We start from the raw sequence: 19,178 nt of genomic DNA, 5'->3' as shown, positions 1-19,178 counted from the left end.
CTGCGCGCCGGGCACCTCGTCGGCGCCGACGGCGGCCGCAGCCCCGTGCGCAAGCTCGGCGGGTTCGCCTTCCCCGGCACCGACGGGATCATCACCGGCTACCAGGCGATCGCCGAGCCCGACGACCCGGACTTCGCGCCGCGCGGCTGGACGCGCTTCCCCGGCGGCCTCATGGTCAACGGTCCCGTGCCCGGACGGCTGCTCATGGTCGAGTTCGACGGCCCGCCCGCCGACCGCGACGCCCCCGTCACGCTCGCGGAGGTGCAGGCCGCCGCCCGCCGGATCACCGGAACGGACGTCACGCTGAGGTCGGCGTCGTCGCTCACCCGGTTCACCGACAACGCCCGCCTCGCCGACACCTACCGCGACGGGCGCGTCCTGCTGGCGGGGGACGCCGCGCACGTGCACTCGCCGTTCGGCGGCCAGGGACTGCTGCTCGGCCTCGGCGACGCCGCGAACCTCGGCTGGAAGCTCGCGCTCGTGGCGCGCGGGGAGGCGCCGGACGCCCTGCTCGACACCTACACCGAGGAGCGGCGGCCGGTCGCGGCGCGCGTCCTGGACAATACGCGGGCGCAGGTGGCGCTCCTGCACCCCGGCCCGCACGTGGACGCGCTGCGCGAGATCGTCACCCGGCTGCTCGACCACGACGACGCGAACCGCTACCTCACCGGCCTGATCACCGGGACGGACGTGCGGTACGACCTCGACTCCCCGCAGGACCTCGTCGGCCGCTGCTACGCGCCGGACACGACCGTCCGGACGCCCGGCGGCGAGGTGCGGCTCGCCGCCCTCCAGCGGTCCGGACGCGGAGTGCTCATCGCCGTGGACGACGCGCACGCCGCCGAGGCGGCGGGGTGGACGGGCCGCGTGGACGTGGTCACAGGGTCGTGTGACCTGGCGCCGGGCGCGTCCGTCCTGGTGCGCGCGGACGGGGTCGTCGCGTGGACGTCCGACGACCCGGCGCCGCTGGCGGACGCCCTGACCCGCTGGTACGGCGCCGCCCTGGTCCCGGCGGCCTGAACATCCACCGCGCAGGCGCCGCGCAGGGCGGGCGCCGCGCAGGGCGGGCGCCGCGCACGACGTGCGGGCGGGTCAAACGGGCCTGTGGGAGGCCATGGCGGCGGGCACCGGGGAGGGGTGACTTTCCGGAACGGCCGAGGAGTGTCGCCTTTTCGGCAGGCGGTCGTGGCCGTCTCGCCGCGATCGGGACGGCGGCGGGCTGGGCGGCAGGTCCGTGCGGGAAGGGCGCCCCGGCGGGGTTCGGCGGGGTTGACTACCGGCCGGTACGGGGGTGGCCAGGGGGTGCGGACGACGTTGACGGGGCGATTCATCACGTTCGAGGTGGCACTCTGGACGGGTGGACAGCACCAGCGACGCGGCGCTCCGCGAGCAGACCACCAAGCGCCTCGAGAAGGCGATGGGGACGTTCGGCACGGCGGCCCTCGGCAGCATGGAGGAGCAACTCCCCTGGTTCCGGCGGATGCCGGCCGACCAGCGGTCGTGGATCGGGCTCGTCGCGCAGGCCGGGATCGCGGCGTTCGTGGAGTGGTTCGGCAGCGGCGAGGCGGCCAAGCCCGCCATCGCCGCCGAGGTGTTCGGCACGGCCCCGCGGGAGCTGATGCGCTCGATCAAGCTGCGGCACACCATCGACATGGTCCGCGTGATCATCGACGTGGTGGAGACGCGGCTGGAGGAGCTGGCCGCGCCCGGTGGCGAGCCGCAGCTCCGCGAGGCGATCCTGCGTTACACGCGGGACGTGGCGTTCGGCGCGGCGCAGGTGTACGCCCAGGCCGCCGAGACGCGCGCGGCGTGGGACGCCCGCCTGGAGGCGCTGGTCGTCAACGCCGTCCTGCGCGGTGAGGTGGACGACGGGATGCACTCGTGGGCCGCCGCGCTCGGCTGGACGGCCAAGCCGGTGACCGTGATCGCGGGCTTCACCCCGGAGGACGAGGAGCCCGAGGTCACCATCGACCAGATGCAGCTCGCCGCTCGCCGCGCCCGGGTGGACGCCCTCGCCGGCGTCCAGGGCAGCCGCGTGGTCGTGGTCGTCGGCGGCACGGAGGACGCGCTGGGCGCGGCCCGCCACATCGCCGCCAAGTGCGGCCCCGGTCCGGTGGTGGTCGGCCCGACCGTCGGCGACCTCTACGACTCCCCCCTCTCCGCCCGCTCCGCGCTCGCGGGCCTGCGCGCCGCCGCCGGCTGGCCGGACGCGCCGCGCCCCGTCCCGTCGGACGAACTGCTCGCCGAACGCGCCCTCGACGGCGACGACGTCGCCCGCCGCCACCTGGTCGACCACGTCTACGACCCGATGTGCGACGCCGGCGCGCCGCTCCTGGACACCCTGACCACCTATCTGGAGCAGGGTTCGTCGCTGGAGGCGACCGCGCGGCTGCTGTTCGTGCACCCCAACACCGTCCGCTACCGGCTCCGCAGGGTCACCGAGCTGACCGGGCTGGCCCCCACGGACGGGCGCAACGCGTTCACCCTCCGCATCGCCCTCGCCCTCGGCCGTTTCTCCCGCCGCCCCAGCCGGTCCTGACCGCGGAGCCCCCGGTAGGCGGTGTGTCCGGTTTGGGGTTGTAGGGGTCGTACAAAGCCTCCGGACCAAAGTGTGTGTGCTTCCGCATCGGCAGGGGGGTCGTGCACCCGGCACGCTGGATCGCGTGATTCTCCTCGCATCGCCCGGGCAGGGCGCCCAGACCCCCGGTTTCCTCCAGCCGTGGCTGGAGGTGCCCGGCGTCGCGGACCGGCTGGCCTGGTGGTCCGCCGTGACGGGGCTGGACCTGGTGCGCTACGGGACGACCGCGGACGCCGAGGAGATCCGCGACACCGCGGTGGCGCAGCCGCTGCTGGTCGCCGCCGCGCTGGCCGCCTACGAGCAGCTGTTCCCCGAGGGCGGGCGCCCCGACGCCGTCGCCGGCCACAGCGTGGGCGAGCTCGCCGCCGCCGCGATCTCCGGCGTGCTGAGCGCCGAGAGCGCGCTGGTCCTGGTGCGGGAGCGCGGCCGGGCCATGGCCGAGGCCGCCGCCGTCACCGAGACCGGCATGACCGCGCTGCTCGGCGGGGACGCCGCCGAGGTGCTCGCCGCGATCGACAAGCACGGCCTGACCCCCGCGAACGTCAACGGCGCCGGCCAGGTCGTCGCCGCCGGGACGACCGCGCAGCTCCAAGCCCTCGCGGACGAGCCGCCCGCCAAGGCGCGGCTGCGTCCGCTGGCGGTCGCGGGCGCCTTCCACACCGAGCACATGGCCCCCGCCGTCGACACCCTCGCCCGGCTCGCCCCCGGCGCGCCCGTCCGGGACCCGGAGGCGCGGCTGCTGTCCAACCGGGACGGCGCGGTCGTGACGTCCGGACGCGAGTACCTGGACCGGCTGGTCGCGCAGGTCAGCTCGCCCGTCCGCTGGGACGCGTGCATGGCGTCCATGCGCGAGCTCGGCGTCACCGCGATCATCGAGCTGCCGCCCGCGGGCACCCTGACCGGCCTCGCCCGGCGCGAGCTGAAGGGCGTCGAGCTGCTCGCCCTGAAGACCCCGGACGACCTGGACAGGGCCCGCGAGCTGATCAAGGCCCATACGGCATGACCGGCCGCACGCTGCGCACCGACCCGATCCGCCCCGGCTCCCGGGTGCTGGCGTTCGGCGACCACCAGCCCTCGAAGATCGTCACCAACGACGACCTCGCGGCCCTCATGGACACCAACGACGAGTGGATCCGCAGCCGCGTCGGCATCGTCGAGCGCCGGATCGCCGGCGACGACGAGACGATCGTCGACATGGCCGTCCAGGCCGGCGGCAAGGCCCTCGCCGCGAGCGGGCTCGCCGCGTCCGACATCGACCTGGTGATCGTGGCGACCTGCTCGGCCGAGTCGCCGATGCCGAGCCACGCCCCGGCCGTCGCGCACCGCCTCGGCATCGAGGCGCCCGGCGCGTACGACCTGAACTCGGCCTGCTCCGGCTTCTGCTACGCGCTCGCCGCCGCCGACGCCGCCGTCCGCACCGGCTCCGCCCGCAACGTGCTGGTCATCGGGGCGGAGAAGATGTCCCAGTGGATCGACTGGACGGACCGGTCGACCGCGATCATCTTCGCGGACGGCGCGGGCGCCGCCGTCGTCGGACCGTCCGACACCCCGGGCATCGGCCCGGTCGTGTGGGGCAGCGACGGCAGCCAGCCCGAGCGGATCCAGATCGAGAACCGCAAGGCCTACATCCAGCAGGAGGGGCAGGCGGTGTTCCGGTGGGCCACCACCGCCGTCGCCCCCACCGCCCTGGCGGCGATCGAACGGGCCGGGCTCGTCCCGGACGACCTGGCCGCGATCGTCCCGCACCAGGCGAACCTGCGCATCATCGACCTGCTCGCGCGCCGGATCAAGGCGACCAACGCCGTCGTGGCCGACGACATCACGCGTTCGGGCAACACCTCGGGGGCCTCGATCCCGCTGGCCCTCTCCCACATGATCGAACGCGGCGACGTGCCGTCCGGCGCCCCGGCCCTCCTGGTCGGGTTCGGCGCGGGACTGTCCTACGCTGCCCAAGTCATCCAGATCCCGTAGGGCGCTGTCAGCGTCCACGGGCCTGGATCAACCCACGAAGGAGATACCGACACCATGGCTGAAGCCACCGAGCAGGAGATCCTGGCCGGTCTCGCCGAGATCATCGACGAGATCGTCGGGATCGACAAGTCCGAGGTCACCCCGGAGAAGAACTTCATCGACGATCTCGACATCGACTCCCTGTCGATGGTAGAGATCGCGGTGGCCGCCCAGGACAAGTTCAACGTCGAGATCCCCGACGACGAGCTGCGCAACCTGAAGACCGTGCAGGACGTCATCGACTTCGTCCAGAAGCTCAGCGTCTGACCCGTCCGCCGGGCGACCAGCCGCGCCGGCCGCGGACGACCGGTTCCGCCCGGCTCGCGGAGCGATCCGATCGCTCCGGCGGGCGGGGCGAGCCGATGTCCCCGCGCCGGCGGCAGCCGTCGCCGCACGGCCACGGCGCGCCGACACCCCGGACGGACCGCGAGGTTCCGTCGGCGCGCCGTAGCCACCCCCCCCAGTTACGCAAGGAGCACTCACACCATGAGCAACAAGACCACCGTCGTCGTGACCGGCCTCGGTGCCACGACCCCGCTCGGCGGGGACGTCCCGTCGACCTGGTCCGCGCTGCTCGCCGGTCGGTCCGGGGTGCGGAAGCTTGACTGGGAGGGCGTCGAGGAGCTGCCCGTGCGGTTCGCCGCGCAGCTCGCCGTCGATCCGTCCGAGGTCATGCCGAAGCAGGCGCTGCGGCGGCTCGACCGCTGCCAGGCCATCGCGCTGATCGCGGCGAAGGAGGCCTGGCTGCACGCCGGCCTGAAGAACCGCACCAAGAAGGGCTACGAGGCGGACGCCGAGGGCTTCGAGATGGACGGCGAGCGTCTCGGCGTCGTCCTCTCGACGGGCATCGGCGGCCTGCACTCGGCGCTCGGCAGCTACGCCACCTGGCTGGAGAAGGGCTGGACCCGCGTCTCGCCCTTCACCGTCCCGATGCTGATGCCGAACGGCGCGTCGGGCCACGTCGGCATCGAGTACGGCGCGACCGCGGGCTCGCACGCCCTGGTCAGCGCCTGCGCCTCGTCCGCCGAGGCGGTCGGGTACGCGATCGACATGATCCGGACGGGCCGCGCCGACATGGTGATCTGCGGCGGCACCGAGGCCTGCATCCACCCGCTCCAGATGGCCTCGTTCGGCGTGATGCGGGCGATGTCCACCCGCAACGACGAGCCGGAGCGCGCGTCGCGGCCGTACGACAAGAACCGCGACGGCTTCGTCCTCGGCGAGGGCGCGGCCGTGATGATCCTGGAGTCGGAGGAGCACGCCCGCAAGCGCGGCGCGACGATCCACGCGATCGCCGCCGGCTGCGGCTACTCCGGCGACGCCTACGACATCGTCCTGCCGGACCCGAGCGGCACCGGCCAGGCCAAGGCGATGCGCCGGGCCCTGGAGAACGCCGACCTGAAGCCCGAGGACATCGTGCACGTCAACGCGCACGCCACCTCCACGCCGTCCGGCGACGTCGCGGAGCTCAACTCCATCAAGGCGGCGCTCGGCGACGCGGCCAAGGACATCACCGTCACCGGCACCAAGTCGATGACCGGCCACATCCTCGGCGGCGCGGGCGCGCTGGAGTCGGTGATCACCATCCTCACGCTGCGCGAGGGCATCGTCCCGCCCACCGCCAACCTCGAGGACATCGACGACGAGGTCGACCTGGACATCGTCCACGGCGAGCCCCGCAAGATCCCGGACGGCCCCGCCGCCGCCCTCAACAACTCCTTCGGCTTCGGCGGCCACAACGTCTCCGTCGCCTTCAAGCGAGCCCTCTGACGACTCGCTTCTCCGGCCCGGCCCGTCCACGCGACGAGCCGGGCCGCGCCTTTCTCAGCGGTGCGAGAGCACGTTGACCACTCGCCCGTTGGGATCGCGGACGAAGAACCGCCGCACGCCCCACTCCTCGTCCTGCAGCGGATGCACGATCTCCGCACCGCTCGCCCGCACGGCCGCGTAGACCTCGTCCACGTCGTCCACCTCGACACTCACGTCGGGCGCGACCGGCGCGGTCTTGTCGTCCCCCTCATAGAAGCTGACCTGCGCGGTCGGCACGGACGGCGAGGCGACGGTCATGATCCAGCCGTGGTTCATGACCTCCTCGAACCCCAGGGCCTCGTAGAACTCCCGACTGGCCTCCACACTCCCCACCTGAAAGTTGGGCACGACCCGACGAACAGACATCCACCCCTCCAAGAACCTCAGCCACCCACGTATCCCCCATCCTCTCCCACCCGCCCTCGCCACCCACCCCAAACGCCGCCCCCTCAAACCTGCCCGACCCAAACGAGGACGTACGCGAACACCCCTCCCATACGCCACCCCCTCACGCGAACTCGTCCGCATGCCCGCCCCACACCCGGGCCGTTTCCACGCGGAAGCTCCCGCACAGACGCCAGCCAGTACGCGGGGGCGTCCCTCACAAGCGGCCGGCGCAGACGACGCACTCATCACAAGGGCAGCAAGCAGGGTGACGTAAAGCGGCGTGTGGAAGCACACAGGGCACGGCGCTGGTGAGAGAGCATCGTCGCCGACTCATGCACGACCGCCCAAACGCGAACGCGCCATCTGCGCTGGGCACTACTCGCGTGGGACTGCGCGGAAGAGGCGTGGCAGTGCGTCCTCCGGCCAGTGCTTACTGCACACTGCCCGCGAGGTCCTGAGCGCGGGGAGACCTCACCGTAGAGGGACGGGCGACTGGGGCGCGAGATGAGGCGTGGCAGTGCTTCCTCGGACCAGTGTTTACCGCACAGTGCGCGGGAGGCCCTGGGCACGAGGAGACCTCATCGTGGAGGAAGAGGCGGCAGAGGCGCGGATGAGGCCTGGAGATACGTCCCCGGACAGTGCTTACTGCACAGCGTGCCGGAGGCCCCGGAGCGCGAGGGAACGTCGCCGTGGAGGGAAGGCCGACTGGGCGCGGGTGTGCCCGGAGGGAGGCGCGAGGTTGGCGGGGGGCCTCGGGTTGGGTGGGCATGAGGGCCTGGCCGCGGGACGCGGGTGCGTTTTGCGGGTCGGGCTGCCTCGGCTCTGGCTGTTTTCGGTTGTCAGACCGCGGCGTGGAGCCAGCGGACGGGGGCTCCGTCGCCGGCGCGGCGGAAGGGTTCGAGCTCGTTGTCCCAGGGGGTGCCCAGGAGGCGGTCGAGCTCGTGCTCGAGCATGGTCTTGCCGACGGCGGCGTTGGCCATGACGGCGCGCAGCCGGTCTTCGGGGACCATGATGTCGCCGTTGGCTCCGATGACGCCGGTGAAGACGCCGAGGGACGGAGTGAAGCTGTAGCGCACGCCGTCACAACCCGGGGTCGGGTCCTCGGTCACCTCGAAGCGCAGCAGCTTCCAGTTCCGCAGGGCGGACGTGATCCCCGCCGCGGTACCGGGCTTGCCCTCCCAATGAAGCTCGGCGCGGAGCGTGCCGGGCGCGGCGGGCTGGTCGGCCCACTCGAGTGAAACGGGTACGCCGACAACACCTGCGGCGGCCCACTCGATGTGCGGGCTCAGCGCAGGTGGCGCGGAGTGGACGTAGAAAACGCCACGTGCGGTCACCGGACCTCCTGGATCTGTACCGAGGCTCGTCTTCCCCTACGGCCTCGTACGCTCCTGAGACGGATTCCGCGTCCCTCATTCTGCATCATGGACACCCGACGCACCACCACGCGACCATTGTTTGTCTGTCACTTGACCACGAGCGGTCTCGTCACTTTCGTGCGTCCCGCAGCTACCCAACGCAACTCCCGTCCCAGGGTCGCCGACGCGGCCCTCGGCGACGCTCACTCCACCCAACCCCAACCGCGGCCCCGATCCGGTGCGGATGACGATTTGCGTCACCCTCGTTTGGACACTCCACGCCCTTTTACCTCCTTTTGCCGCTTCCACACCGCAATAACGATCATTCCTGCGGTAGTGACCAAGGACACGAAGGGAACGACGTCGCCGACACGGTCGTACAGCGTCCTGCTCGTCGCGCGCGGGACGTCGAGAGTCACGGACACCGTGCCGCGGCGGTCGGTGTCGAACCAGGTGAGGCGGCGTCCGCGGGCGTCGAAGGCGGCCGACACTCCGGTCTGCGCCGCCTGCACGACGGGACGTCCGGTCTCCGCCGCGCGGACGGCGGCGAGCGACGCGTGCTGGGCGGGAGCCCAGCTGTTCTGGAAGCTGGACGTCGCCGACTGGTAGACGATCACCTCGGCTCCGCGTCTGACGAGCGTGCGGCCCAGGTCGGGGAACGCTGACTCGAAGCAGATCAGCGGCCCGAAGCGCGTGCCGTCGCTCGTCATGAGAGTCGGGCCCGTCCCGGGGACGCGGTCCTGCCCGGCGGCCTTGCTGACATCGCTGAGCCATCCGAACGCGTCGCGGAAGGGGATGTACTCGCCGAACGGCACAAGCCGTGTCTTGGTGTAGCGCCCTCGAAGCCCCTCCGGCCCAACGAGGACGGCGGTCTTAGAGATACGTCCCTGCGCGTCTTCCGCGTCCACGTTGACCAGCAGGGGGCCTCGCGCGGCGGCGAGCGCACGCAGTCGTTGGACGACCGCCGGGCTCCGGTCCAGGTCCACGCCGACGCTGCTTTCGCCCCACACGGTGAGATCGGCCGGCGGAGCGGCCTCCGTCATCTGGAAGCCCGACACCAGTCGCCTCCCCGCCCCGGTGACGACCCCGGTCTGCACGAGGTTCACCCGCATCGTCCGCGCCGTCCCCGGTTCTGCACGCATCGAGTAGAGCAAGGGCCCGACGCCCACGATGGCCAGCACCAAACCGACCATTCCGAGCGCGATCCCCATGCGACGGCGACCGCCGCGCCCGCCGCCTCCGCTTCCGCTTCGGCCTGTGGGGTGGACGTGCTCGGACGGACCACGCGGGGGCGGGTCCGACGCGGAGGGAACGGACGCGGAGCAGCCAGTGCCGGAACGCTCGGAGGTGGCATCCCCCCATCGTTCGGAGAAGCCGGTTGCGGACGAGCCCGGCTCAGAGTCTCCAGTCGCGGAGGGCGCAGAGCGGAAGAACGCGGACGGGCTGCGCCGGGAAAGGGCGGGCTCGGGGTGGGGTGTCGTGGCTGGGGTGGGCTCGGGGTGGGTGGAGGTGAAGGGGCGGAAGAGAGAAGGGTGGGAAGCGAGCGATGGGAGGGTCGTCACGGCGAGGGTGAGGGCTGTGTTCGCGGCTACGAGGGCGAAGGAGATGAGCCAGACGCCTCCGAGGGCGGCGAGAGTGAGCTCTGTCGGGTGATGCCACTGGGTCGCGCCGTAGACGGCCCAGGGACCGCCCAGGGCGGGGCGGGAACGCGCCAGTTCGATGGTGAGCCACGCGCTGGGCAGGACGAGCAGGGCGAAGCCCGGGTGGCGCGGCACGAGCATGCGGACCGCGACACCCCACGGGCCCCACAGCGCACCGAACACCACGGCGATCAGAGGGAGGGCCGGCCCGATGTAGGGCAGCGTCCAGTAGAGCGCCGCCAGCAGGTAGCCCACGCCGAAGGCCCAACCACGAAAGGCGGCCTCCCGGTTGGAGGCGGCGTGCGCGAGCAACAGCATGCCCGGGACGAGGGCCGTCCAGGCCAGCCAGCCCAGGTCCGCTCGCGGGAAGGCCAGGATGGGCAGGGCGCCGGTCATCAAGGCCACGGCACGGGTGAGCCATACGGAAGAGCGCATCACGGAGCTCCCGGCTGACCGGAGCGACGAGGGACCACCAGGACGACCGCCTGCCGCCGGGGCGCAGCGCGGGCGTCGAAGGATCTCGAGGTGGACGGGGATCGTTGACGGCAAGGGGACGAACTCGGACGGCGGTGTCCCGATGCGCCGGAGGTGACGGATATGCGCTGGTGGTGCGGCCGCGTCGACTCGTTCATGTCTCCAGTAAGGCACCCGGAACCCCGGCTCCGCCATCTCGGGGCCCGCTTGTGGATAACTTGAACTTCAACTACCCACAGCTACCGATCGGGCACGATGAGCACGGGAAGTGATCGTGTCGACGGAAGTGAGGGTGAATGTTCGATCAGCAGGCGCGCCTGGAGCGGCTGCTCGCGCGGCATCGGGACGCCGTGGTGGTGGAACCGCTCGCGGGACGCCCGGCACTGGTGCGGCGCGACCAGGTGCTCGTGTCCAGGGACGACGCGGCGGCTGCTGAGGATCTGGTCCGGCGCTGGTACGACTCCCGCCAGGACGAGCACGGGGTCACGCGGCTGCGGCTGCGCGCGCCCGCGAAGGTCGACGTCTGCGAACTGGCCGCGCAGCTCGCCGGGGACGGGCGGCACCGGCGGCTGAGCGTCTCGCCCAACCATCTGGTCCACGGGCAGCCCCTGTGGTGGAGCGGTCCGGCCGATCTGCCCCGCGCGGCGGCTGCCGTACCCGTGCCCGCGCGCGGGGCGTCCGAGGCACGGCGTGAGGTGACGGTCGCCGTCCTGGACACCGGACTCGATCCCCACCCCTGGTACGAGGGCGCGGAGTGGTTCGCCGAGCAGCGGGCCGAGGTGGCGGAGGTCCTGGACGCCGACCTGGACTTCGAGCTGGACGCGCAGGCCGGGCACGGGACGTTCGTGGCGGGAGTCGTCCTGCGGTACGCGCCGTCCGCCCGCATCCGGGCGCGGCGGGTCATCGGGGGCGACGGGGTCGGGGACGAGCTGGAGGTCATCCGCGCCCTGCACTGGCTGTCGGGGTGGGGCGGCGCGGATGTGGTGAACATGTCGCTGGGATGCCACACGTTCGACGACCGGCCGTCACCGGTGCTGGCGCGCGCGCTCGCCATGCTCGGCCGCCGGACGGTCGTGGTGGCGTGCGCGGGGAACGCGGCGAGCGACAGGCCGTTCTGGCCGGCCGCGCTCAAGTCCGTGATCGGTGTGGCGGCGCTCGACGCGCGCGCGGAGGACCGGGCTTGGTTCTCCAACTACGGCTGGTGGGTGGACGCGAGCGCGGCGGGCGTGGACGTGGCGAGCTGTTTCGTCCGTTTCGACGGGCCGCGCGGCCGCGTCAACGGGATCGACCCCGACCAGTTCGAGGGTTACGCGACGTGGAGTGGGACGTCGTTCGCGGCACCCGCCGTGGCGGGTCGCATCGCGGCTGTCGCGGCTGCCGAGGACCTCCCCGCCATCACGGCCGCCGACCGCGTCCTCGATCCGGTGGCCTCGCCTACCCGGCCGGACCTCGGAGTAATCATCAGGGCTTGAGCACGGGCCGATGGCGATGCGGTAACTGTGACGCCTCGCCCACTCTGCGTGTCCGTGTCCGCCCCTAGGGTCGTCGTTCAGCGGGGGCCTCTTGGAGGAGTGCCGGTGGCCCTGAACGATCGTCCTGCTGCGTCCGGAAGGGCGGGAAGCGGACGTGTTCTTCCTGGGGTGATGGCGGGCGAGCCAGAGAAGGGAGTGGTGCCGCGACCGCGCGCGGACGAGGGGCGACATGCGCCGCGCCGGAGTGTCCACCTGCCGCCGGTCTCCGACGCGGCGGCGGTGGAGTCGGGTGAGCTGGTGATGCGAGCGCGGCGCGGCGACGGAGCCGCATGGGGGCTCCTGGTGGATCGGCATGCGCCGCTGCTGTGGGCGATCGCGCGTTCCTGCGGTCTGGACGACGCGGACTGCGGGGATGTCGTCCAGACAACGTGGCTGAGGCTGGTCGAGCGGATCGACACCGTCCGCGATCCGCAGGCCGTTCCGCACTGGCTGGCCGTCACAGCGCGGCGCGAGGCGGTGTCGCTGGCCCGGCGCCGTGGACGTGAGGCTCCTGCGGATCCGCTGTGCTTCACCGACGTCGTCGCGGTGCGTCCCCGTCCTCCCGTGGCGGCGGCCGGGGATCTGGGCATGCAGCGGTTCGTTTCCGGCCCGGAGGACGCCGCGCTCGCCCGCGAGCAGGTCGGACGGGTCGGGGAGGCCCTGCGCGCCTTGCCACGCCGTTGTCAGGACCTCCTGCGCATGCTCGCACTCGCCTCCAGCTACAGCGAGTTGGCGGCAGCCCTGGACGTTCCGATCGGAAGCATCGGATCCGCTCGTGCCCGTTGCCTCGCCCAACTGCGCCGGAGGCTCGCCACATGAACGAGAAGCGCGTCCTGGACGAACTGCGTGCCGCCTTCGACCGACTGGACCCCGTCCCGGAGGATGTGCTGGCCGCCGGACGGTCGGCGCTCTCCTGGCGCGAGCCGAGTGCCGACCTGGCCGAACTCACGGACGAGTCGGGCCGCGAGCTGGCAGGGGCGCGCAGCGCGAACGAGCTGCGTCTGCTCACGTTCCGCGCGCCCGGCCATACGGTCGAGATCGAGATCTCCGGTTCCGGAGGGGATCTGGCGATGACCGGACGGCTCGCACCGGCGACCGTGGCCGATGTGCGGCTCCGTCATCCCCGAGCGGTCGAGCTGTTCGCGCGCGCGGACGAGCGTGGCCGCTTCGTCCTGACCGATGTCCCGGCGGGGTTGGTCAGCCTGGTGTTCCGCCTGCCTGACGCCTCCTGCGTAGTGACGAGCTGGATTCTCCTCTGACTCAGCAAAGTCCATACAGCCGCCTCTGGAACGGAGTCATATGCGTCGGAATCCCTCTGACGTCACGGATCGGGAGCTGCTCGCGTTGGCGACGACCCAACCGGCTACCGCTTACCGGAGGGCGGCAGAGCGCGCCGCCCAAGCCGAGGCGTCGGGGGACGCGGCCAGCCTGGTGGTCGCGTTACGGGCAGCGGGACTGGCCGCCAAGGAGCTCGGGCGTCTGGAAGACGGCATCGCCTGTCTGGAGAGGGCTCTGGCTCTCGCCGGGACGTCCGCGTATGCCGTTGCCCAGGTTCGGATGAACCTTGTCGGGTTGCTAGCGGCGCGCGGCGACACCACTCGTGCCCTGAGCGAAGCAGAAAGGGCTCAGGGGATCCTGCACGGCGCAGATGCCCACAGACTTGCCGCCAACATGGTGTGCGCCCTCGCGCGCGCAGGGAGGATCAACGACGCGGACACGCTCGCGGCGACCGCTCTTCCTGAGCTCCGCAGGGGCACCGATCCGGTGGCCCTGGCAGGAATGCTCTCCAATCTCGGGCTGGCCAGAGCTCTACGCGGGGAACTGAACGAGGCCGAACGGCTCCTGGGTGAAGCCCACGCGACCAGCGAAAAGCACCGCCTGGGGCTGCAGACGGCAATGACCCAGGCGAATCTCGCGTTCGTGGCGTCCCGGCGCGGAGACGTCCCCAAGGCATTGCGTCTGTACGAGAAGGCCGAGCCCGGGTTGACCGGCGAGAGGGCGGCCCAGTGCCGTTTCGACCGCGCCGAGACGCTCATCCAGGCCGGACTCCCCCGAGAAGCCCGCGAACTCCTCATCGCGACAGTGGACGAGGCCAGATCCGGTGGTTACAGGTGCGACCTCGGAGACGGCCTGCTGCTCTTAGCCCACGCGGAACTGGCGTGCGGCAACTCCGAGGCCGCCGTCATCCGTGCCGGTGAAGCGGCCGAGATGTTCTCCCGTCAGGAACGGGTCGGCTGGCTCCACCTCACTGAGCATCTGCTCCTGCGCGCGCGATGGGAAACGGGCGAACGGTCGGTCGTGCTGCTCGGCACGGCCATGACCACCGCCGACCGGCTGGCCGACGCGGGATGGTCCGAAGCATCCGCTGAGGCCCGTCTCATTAGCGCCCGCATAGCGCTTCATCTGGGACGTCCCGCCGAACACCTGCTCGCGCCTCTGGCTCGTACGCGCGCGCACGGCCCTGCCGCGCTGCGGGTCGTCGCCTGGCACGCCACGGCTCTGGAACGGCAGTCGCGCGGCGATCTCAGAGGTGCGCTCGCCGCCGTATGGTCGGGGCTCTCCGTCCTCGCAGACCACGCGAACGTGTTCGCCGCTCATGACCTGCGCGCCCGCGCCGCCCGCGTCGGAGAAGACCTCACCGGCCTGGCGCTGCGCCTGTCCCGCTCCGCGCGCGAGCTGCTGCACGCCGACGAACGCCGCCGTGCGCTGGCGCGTCGCCCAGTGGCTGTTCGTCCGCCCAGGGACCCGCGCCGAGCCGCCGCCCTCGCTGAGCTTCGAACGCTCAGCGGCGCTCACGCGCTCGCGACTTCCCGTGGGGAGTCGGCCAGGGAGTTGACCGAGCGCATGACCGAACTGGAGGCGTCCATACGCGCGGGCGCGCACAGCCTGTCCCCCGCGACCGGGAGAACAGTGGCGGCGCTTCCCGGCGTACGTGAACTGAGCGATGCCCTTGCCGAACGTGCTCTGCTCCAGTACATCCGCGTCGACGACGGGCTGTGGGCCGTCACGCTCGTGGACGGCCGCACGCAGCGCCACGAACTCGGCTCATACGCGCAAGTGGCCCGCGAGGTCGGTCTCGTCCACGTGGCTCTACGGAAACTGGTCGAGAACGAGCGGGACCCCGACGCCCTGCACCTGCTCGCGCAGGCGTCCCGGCGCCTCGACGATCAGCTCGTCGCCCCACTGGCCGTCGAAGCATCCGAGTTCGTCATCACACCCACCGGCGGCCTACATGCGCTCCCCTGGAACGTCCTTCCGTCTTTGCGGGGACGTCCCTGTGCGGTGGCCCCGTCCACGGCTGCCTGGCTACGCGCGCGCACGATCCCGGAACATGCGGGAACCCGCGTGGTGCTCGTCGCAGGGCCGGGCCTGGAGCATGGGGAACGCGAAACGCGGATGCTGCGCCGCGTCCACCCGACCGCTCTCGCGCTGGAGGGGCACGACGCACAGGCCAAAACGGTGCGGCGGGCCATGGACGGAGCGAGGCTCGTCCACATGGCCACCCATGGCGAGTACCGGGCGGACAACCCGATGTTCTCGCGGCTGCTCTTGGCGGACGGCCCCCTGACCGTCCACGACCTGGAAGATCTCGCCGCGCCGCCCCGCACGGTCGTCCTGTCCGCCTGTGACGTCGGACGCGCCGGAGCCGACGACGCCGTGATCGGCATGGTCGGCGTCCTGCTGGCGCTCGGCACCCGCACGGTCGTGGCGAGCGCCGCCCCGCTGCGCGACGCCGCGTCCCCGCGCTTCATGGCCGACCTGCACGCCCTCCTCGCGGACGGGACGAGCCCTGCCACGGCCCTGGCGGCGCTCCCCCGCTCACCGGGCCTCCTCGGCCTCACCTGCTACGGCGCGGGATGACTGCCTCGCATGTGCCAGCGGGCCTGGCGGCAGGGGCGAGTCAGGAGTCGCCTGTGGCGACCGGGTGGGTGGGGTCGGCGACCCAGGCCGACCAGGACCCGACATACAGCGCGGCCGGAATGCCCGCCAGGTGCAGGGCCAGGATCTCGTGCGCGGCGGTGACGCCGGACCCGCAGTACGCGCCGACGTCCACCGCGTCCGTGGCGCCGAGCTGGGCGAACCGTTCGCGCAGCAGCTCGGACGGCAGGAACCGGCCGTCCACGCCCACGTTCCCCAGCGTCGGCGCGTTCACCGCGCCCGGGATGTGGCCCGCGACCGGATCAATCGGCTCGACCTCGCCCCGGTAGCGCTCGGACGCGCGCGCGTCCAGCAGCACGCCCGCCTTCGCCAGGGACTCGGCGCCTGCGGCATCCAGTACGGGAAGGGAACCGGGACGCGCGCTGAAGTCACCCGGCTCGGCCGCCGTGCTCTCTTGGCCCTCAGCGCCGGCCGTCTCCACCGGAAGCCCTGCGGTCGTCCAGGCGTGGTAGCCGCCGTCCAGAACGCGGACGTTCTCGTGGCCGAAGTAGCGCAACGTCCACCAGAGGCGTGCCGCAGCCGTCGAATCGGCACCGTCGTAGACGACCACCGGCCGGTCGCCGGAAACCCCGGCGCGCCGCATCGCCGCCTCGAAATCCGCCGGTTCCGGCAGCGGATGCCGGCCCTCCGGGCCCGGAGCACCCGCGACGTCACGGTCCAGGTCCACGAAGACCGCGCCGGGCAGATGTCCCTTCCGGTAGGACTCGACACCGGGCGGGCCGCCCAGACGCCATCGCACGTCGAGCAGCACGGGCGCGGGGTCACCGCGCTTCAGCAGCCGTTCCAGCATGGACACGTCGATGAGAGGGCGCACATCGCCAGTCTGACCGGCATTGCCCGAATTAGGGAGGGCCGAAGGCAGGTTCGTCACACCGCCGAGTCTATTGACCGCCCTCCAGCACAGCCGTGAGCCCGCACGAGACTGGACGCGCGCGCCTCCGGGCTACTCGCGGACGGCCGTGACCAGCGGAACGAGTTGTTCGGCCGAGACCAGAGACCCGTGCATGCCCACCATGCGTCCGAGCCACGGTTCGCGGACGCTCGCGACGATCGCCAGGTCGGTGAACGGGACGGCCACGACGTCGCCGATACGCGGCAGCAGAGCCGGGACGACCGGCCCGAACCAGCCCGCCGCCACGGCCTCCGCGCGGGACACGACCCAGGCCCGGTCGCCGAGCGTCGCCCGCCAGGCGGCGAGCACGTCGGCCTCCGCGCCGGGCTCGGCGTAGACGTAACGGCAACGCGCGTCCCCGCCCAGCATCGCTATTCCGGCCGCCAGGTCGGGATCGGTGTCGACGTCCACGCGTTCGACCGGATCGGTCATGCCGTGGTCACCGGTCACGTACAGCGCCGCGCCGGAAGGCAGCACGTCCGCGATGCGCTCGGCGAGCAGATCCATGAAGCGAAGCTGGTGGCGCCAGTGCGGAGACCCGCAGCCGAATTGGTGTCCTGTGGAGTCGAGATCGGCGTGGTAGACGGTCGCGTAGGCACGGTCCCCTTGGCGCAGCGCGTGTTCGGCCTGTGCGACCAATTGCCCTAGGCCGCTGGCCGAAACGTAGCTCGCGCCTCGCGTGGTGGCGCGGCTGAGCCCGGTTTCCCGGTAAAGACCGAGCGCTATGTAGGACGTCGCCACACCGTCTGCGGCAGCCCGCTCGTAGACCGTGGGCGCGGGCTGGAATTCGGCGGGCTCCGCCAGGTCGTCCTGCCATTTGAGGCAGTTGAGGAGACGTCCGGTGCCGGGCACGGCGACTTGGACGCCGAGCAGGCCGTGCCCTCCCGGAGGCAGCCCGGTCGAAAGCGAACCAAGGCTGGTTGCGGTCGTCGCGGGCAGCCCCGCGGTGAGGGGACGGTCGGCGCAGGAGTTCAGGAAAGGCGCCTCGGCCGGATGCGCGCGCAGGAGGTCCCAGCCCAAGCCGTCGATGACCAGCACGCACGCACGTGGGAGCGGGGCGAGCCCCAGGGGGTTGCTTGCGCCGGGGACACCAAGCGTTCCCAGGACGGACGCGGTGAGATCCGCCAGGGCACCGGAACCGTATTTCGGCACGGGCGGTACCGGCGTGGCGGAAGCGGCTTCGGGCGAAGGGCTCGGTCGGGACGACACGTCCCGCTCCTTCTCGAACGCGCCGGCCTCCGCAGCGCCACGCTCCTCCGCTCGGGCCCCAGCACCGCCTTTCTCCGCTCCGGCCTCGGGCGGCCCGTCGTGCATGCCAGGCTTGTCCGCACGGGATTCCGCCACCCCTGATCCCGGCCGGGCGGCCACGGGCGACTCGGGCCGCCGCGAGGCGTCCGCGCCGGAGCGTTCCGCCGGGTCCGGCACGCCGCCGGGCGGCGGCGGGCCGGGCGCGCGGCTCACCGGGCCGTGGCGGCGGACAGGGCCTCGGCGAAGGCCAGGACCTGGGTGACGGCGTCCGAGCCGTCGGCGGCCTCGCTCACGCGCAGCGAGAGGTCGTCGGCGGTGACGCTGCCGGTGTAGCCGTGGTCGGCTTCGCAGTTCTCGTCCCCGCAGGTGGCGGGCTCGAGGTCGATGTGGGCGATCGCCCCCCAGCCGATGGTCAGCACGACCTCGCTGGGCGGCATGCCCGGCACGTAGGCCTCCGGATCGGGCACGACCCGGGTGAGCGCGACCGACTGGACGCCGTCCAGCTTCACGGCCTCGGTCGTGGTGGACGCGTGCGGCCGGGCCATCCCGTCGCCGGGCGGGTGCTCGTCGGTGTGGCAGAGCAGCAGGCGGGTCGCGGTCAGCGCCAGCACGGTGACGTGCCGCCGGACCTCCATGGCGGGGTCGAACGCCGCCTCGTGATGGACCACGTACGCGGCGACGCGCTCGTCGCCGATGGCGGACTCGACCGCGTCCGCGACCAGGCCCGGGTAGTAACCGCTGCGCTCGATGGCGGTGCGCAACCCGTGAGCCGTCGCTCGGGTTTCCCTCATGTATCCATCCTGCCCTGTCCGGGCCGGTGCCCGCACACGCGCGGACCGTCCGGACTCCCGGAAGGCCCCGCCGGACGGGCCTTTCCGCCGCCGGGCGACACCGTGATCAGGGCTCCGGCGAGGTGACCCGCCGCCCGGCCTGGGTACGGATCCCGGCATGGCAGACAGAGATCCGTTTCCTTCGCCCCAGCCGATTCCCCGGCCCGGCCCCGAGCCGGCCCCCTCGCCTCCGCCGCCCGTCCCGCCTCCCGAACCGGCTCCGGGGCCGCCGCAGCCGCCGCCCGGGCCGGTCCCGCCGGGTCCTGCCCCGGACCCCGTCCCGCCCGGCCCCGCGCCGGATCCGGTGCCGCCCGGCCCCGCGCCCGACCCGGTCCCGCCGGAGCCCGGACCGGCTCCGGGGCCGCCGGCCTGACGACGAAACCCCAGCGAGGCCCCTGCCGCCCGCCCCGCCCCTGCGGGCCCAGCGGGCGGCGCCCCGCCGAGGGCCGGGGGGGCGGGCCGGCGCACCCGACGGGGCGGGGGGCCCGCTCGGGGGCCCGGGCCC

16 protein-coding genes are annotated in these 19,178 nt (G+C 72.6%); 10 read left to right on the top strand and 6 right to left on the bottom strand.

What is annotated here, in order from left to right:
• The 6 genes from AB0J52_RS05730 to fabF form a co-directional block, all read left to right on the top strand.
• On the top strand, positions 1-1,020 hold a 1,020-nt coding region (locus AB0J52_RS05730; RefSeq protein WP_500180394.1), incomplete at its 5' end, for an FAD-dependent monooxygenase.
• 337 nt (positions 1,021-1,357) lie between these two features.
• Entirely contained in the window at positions 1,358-2,539 is a 1,182-nt protein-coding gene (locus AB0J52_RS05725) for a PucR family transcriptional regulator (RefSeq protein WP_500180393.1), read from the top strand.
• 124 nt (positions 2,540-2,663) lie between these two features.
• Positions 2,664-3,581, top strand: a complete 918-nt coding sequence (locus tag AB0J52_RS05720; RefSeq protein WP_500180392.1) for an ACP S-malonyltransferase — start codon at positions 2,664-2,666, stop codon at positions 3,579-3,581.
• Positions 3,578-4,549: a beta-ketoacyl-ACP synthase III gene (locus AB0J52_RS05715; RefSeq protein WP_500180391.1), complete on the top strand. Its 972-nt coding sequence runs from the start codon at positions 3,578-3,580 to the stop codon at positions 4,547-4,549. Before AB0J52_RS05720 ends, AB0J52_RS05715 begins: the two co-directional genes overlap by 4 nt.
• Before the next feature lie 54 nt (positions 4,550-4,603).
• On the top strand, positions 4,604-4,855 hold the full coding sequence (locus tag AB0J52_RS05710; RefSeq protein ID WP_500180390.1) for an acyl carrier protein: 252 nt from the start codon (positions 4,604-4,606) through the stop codon (positions 4,853-4,855).
• A 219-nt stretch (positions 4,856-5,074) separates the two neighbouring features.
• Positions 5,075-6,358, top strand: a complete 1,284-nt coding sequence (gene fabF, locus AB0J52_RS05705) for a beta-ketoacyl-ACP synthase II (protein ID WP_500180389.1) — start codon at positions 5,075-5,077, stop codon at positions 6,356-6,358.
• Between the two features lie 54 nt (positions 6,359-6,412).
• On the opposite strand, the gene AB0J52_RS05700 is transcribed toward fabF, so the two are convergent.
• The 3 genes from AB0J52_RS05700 to lnt form a co-directional block, all read right to left on the bottom strand.
• Complete coding sequence (locus AB0J52_RS05700; RefSeq protein ID WP_500180388.1) at positions 6,413-6,763, bottom strand: VOC family protein; 351 nt, start codon at positions 6,761-6,763, stop codon at positions 6,413-6,415.
• Between the two features lie 860 nt (positions 6,764-7,623).
• Positions 7,624-8,118, bottom strand: coding sequence for a DUF3145 domain-containing protein (locus tag AB0J52_RS05695; RefSeq protein WP_500180387.1), 495 nt, complete (start codon positions 8,116-8,118; stop codon positions 7,624-7,626).
• Positions 8,119-8,396: 278 nt separating this feature from the next.
• Complete coding sequence (gene lnt, locus AB0J52_RS05690; protein WP_500180386.1) at positions 8,397-10,175, bottom strand: apolipoprotein N-acyltransferase; 1,779 nt, start codon at positions 10,173-10,175, stop codon at positions 8,397-8,399.
• Between the two features lie 374 nt (positions 10,176-10,549).
• Between lnt and AB0J52_RS05685 the strand changes: the two genes are divergently transcribed.
• From AB0J52_RS05685 to AB0J52_RS05670, 4 genes are all read left to right on the top strand, one after another.
• Positions 10,550-11,725 carry a S8 family peptidase gene (locus tag AB0J52_RS05685; RefSeq protein WP_500180385.1) on the top strand — a complete coding sequence of 392 codons (1,176 nt, stop codon included), beginning with the start codon at positions 10,550-10,552 and terminating at the stop codon, positions 11,723-11,725.
• Positions 11,726-11,830: 105 nt separating this feature from the next.
• Positions 11,831-12,583 (top strand): RNA polymerase sigma factor, encoded by a 753-nt coding sequence (locus AB0J52_RS05680; protein WP_500180384.1) that lies wholly within the window; start codon positions 11,831-11,833, stop codon positions 12,581-12,583.
• Positions 12,580-13,023 carry a hypothetical protein gene (locus AB0J52_RS05675; protein WP_500180383.1) on the top strand — a complete coding sequence of 148 codons (444 nt, stop codon included), beginning with the start codon at positions 12,580-12,582 and terminating at the stop codon, positions 13,021-13,023. Before AB0J52_RS05680 ends, AB0J52_RS05675 begins: the two co-directional genes overlap by 4 nt.
• A 40-nt stretch (positions 13,024-13,063) precedes the next feature.
• A complete protein-coding gene (locus tag AB0J52_RS05670; RefSeq protein WP_500180382.1) occupies positions 13,064-15,625 on the top strand; it encodes a CHAT domain-containing protein in 2,562 nt (853 codons plus the stop codon).
• 40 nt (positions 15,626-15,665) lie between these two features.
• Here AB0J52_RS05670 and AB0J52_RS05665 read toward each other — a convergent pair whose 3' ends face one another.
• The 3 genes from AB0J52_RS05665 to AB0J52_RS05655 form a co-directional block, all read right to left on the bottom strand.
• Positions 15,666-16,517, bottom strand: a complete 852-nt coding sequence (locus AB0J52_RS05665) for a sulfurtransferase (RefSeq protein WP_500180381.1) — start codon at positions 16,515-16,517, stop codon at positions 15,666-15,668.
• Positions 16,518-16,646: 129 nt separating this feature from the next.
• Positions 16,647-17,909, bottom strand: coding sequence for an alkaline phosphatase family protein (locus AB0J52_RS05660; protein ID WP_500180380.1), 1,263 nt, complete (start codon positions 17,907-17,909; stop codon positions 16,647-16,649).
• Positions 17,910-18,052: 143 nt separating this feature from the next.
• Entirely contained in the window at positions 18,053-18,634 is a 582-nt protein-coding gene (locus AB0J52_RS05655) for a DUF5998 family protein (protein ID WP_500180379.1), read from the bottom strand.
• Between the last annotated feature and the right edge of the window lie 544 nt (positions 18,635-19,178).

It is taken from the genome of Spirillospora sp. NPDC049652 (genome assembly GCF_040675125.1).
Lineage (GTDB): Bacteria > Actinomycetota > Actinomycetes > Streptosporangiales > Streptosporangiaceae > Spirillospora.
This window is presented reverse-complemented; position numbering and strand designations above follow the sequence as displayed.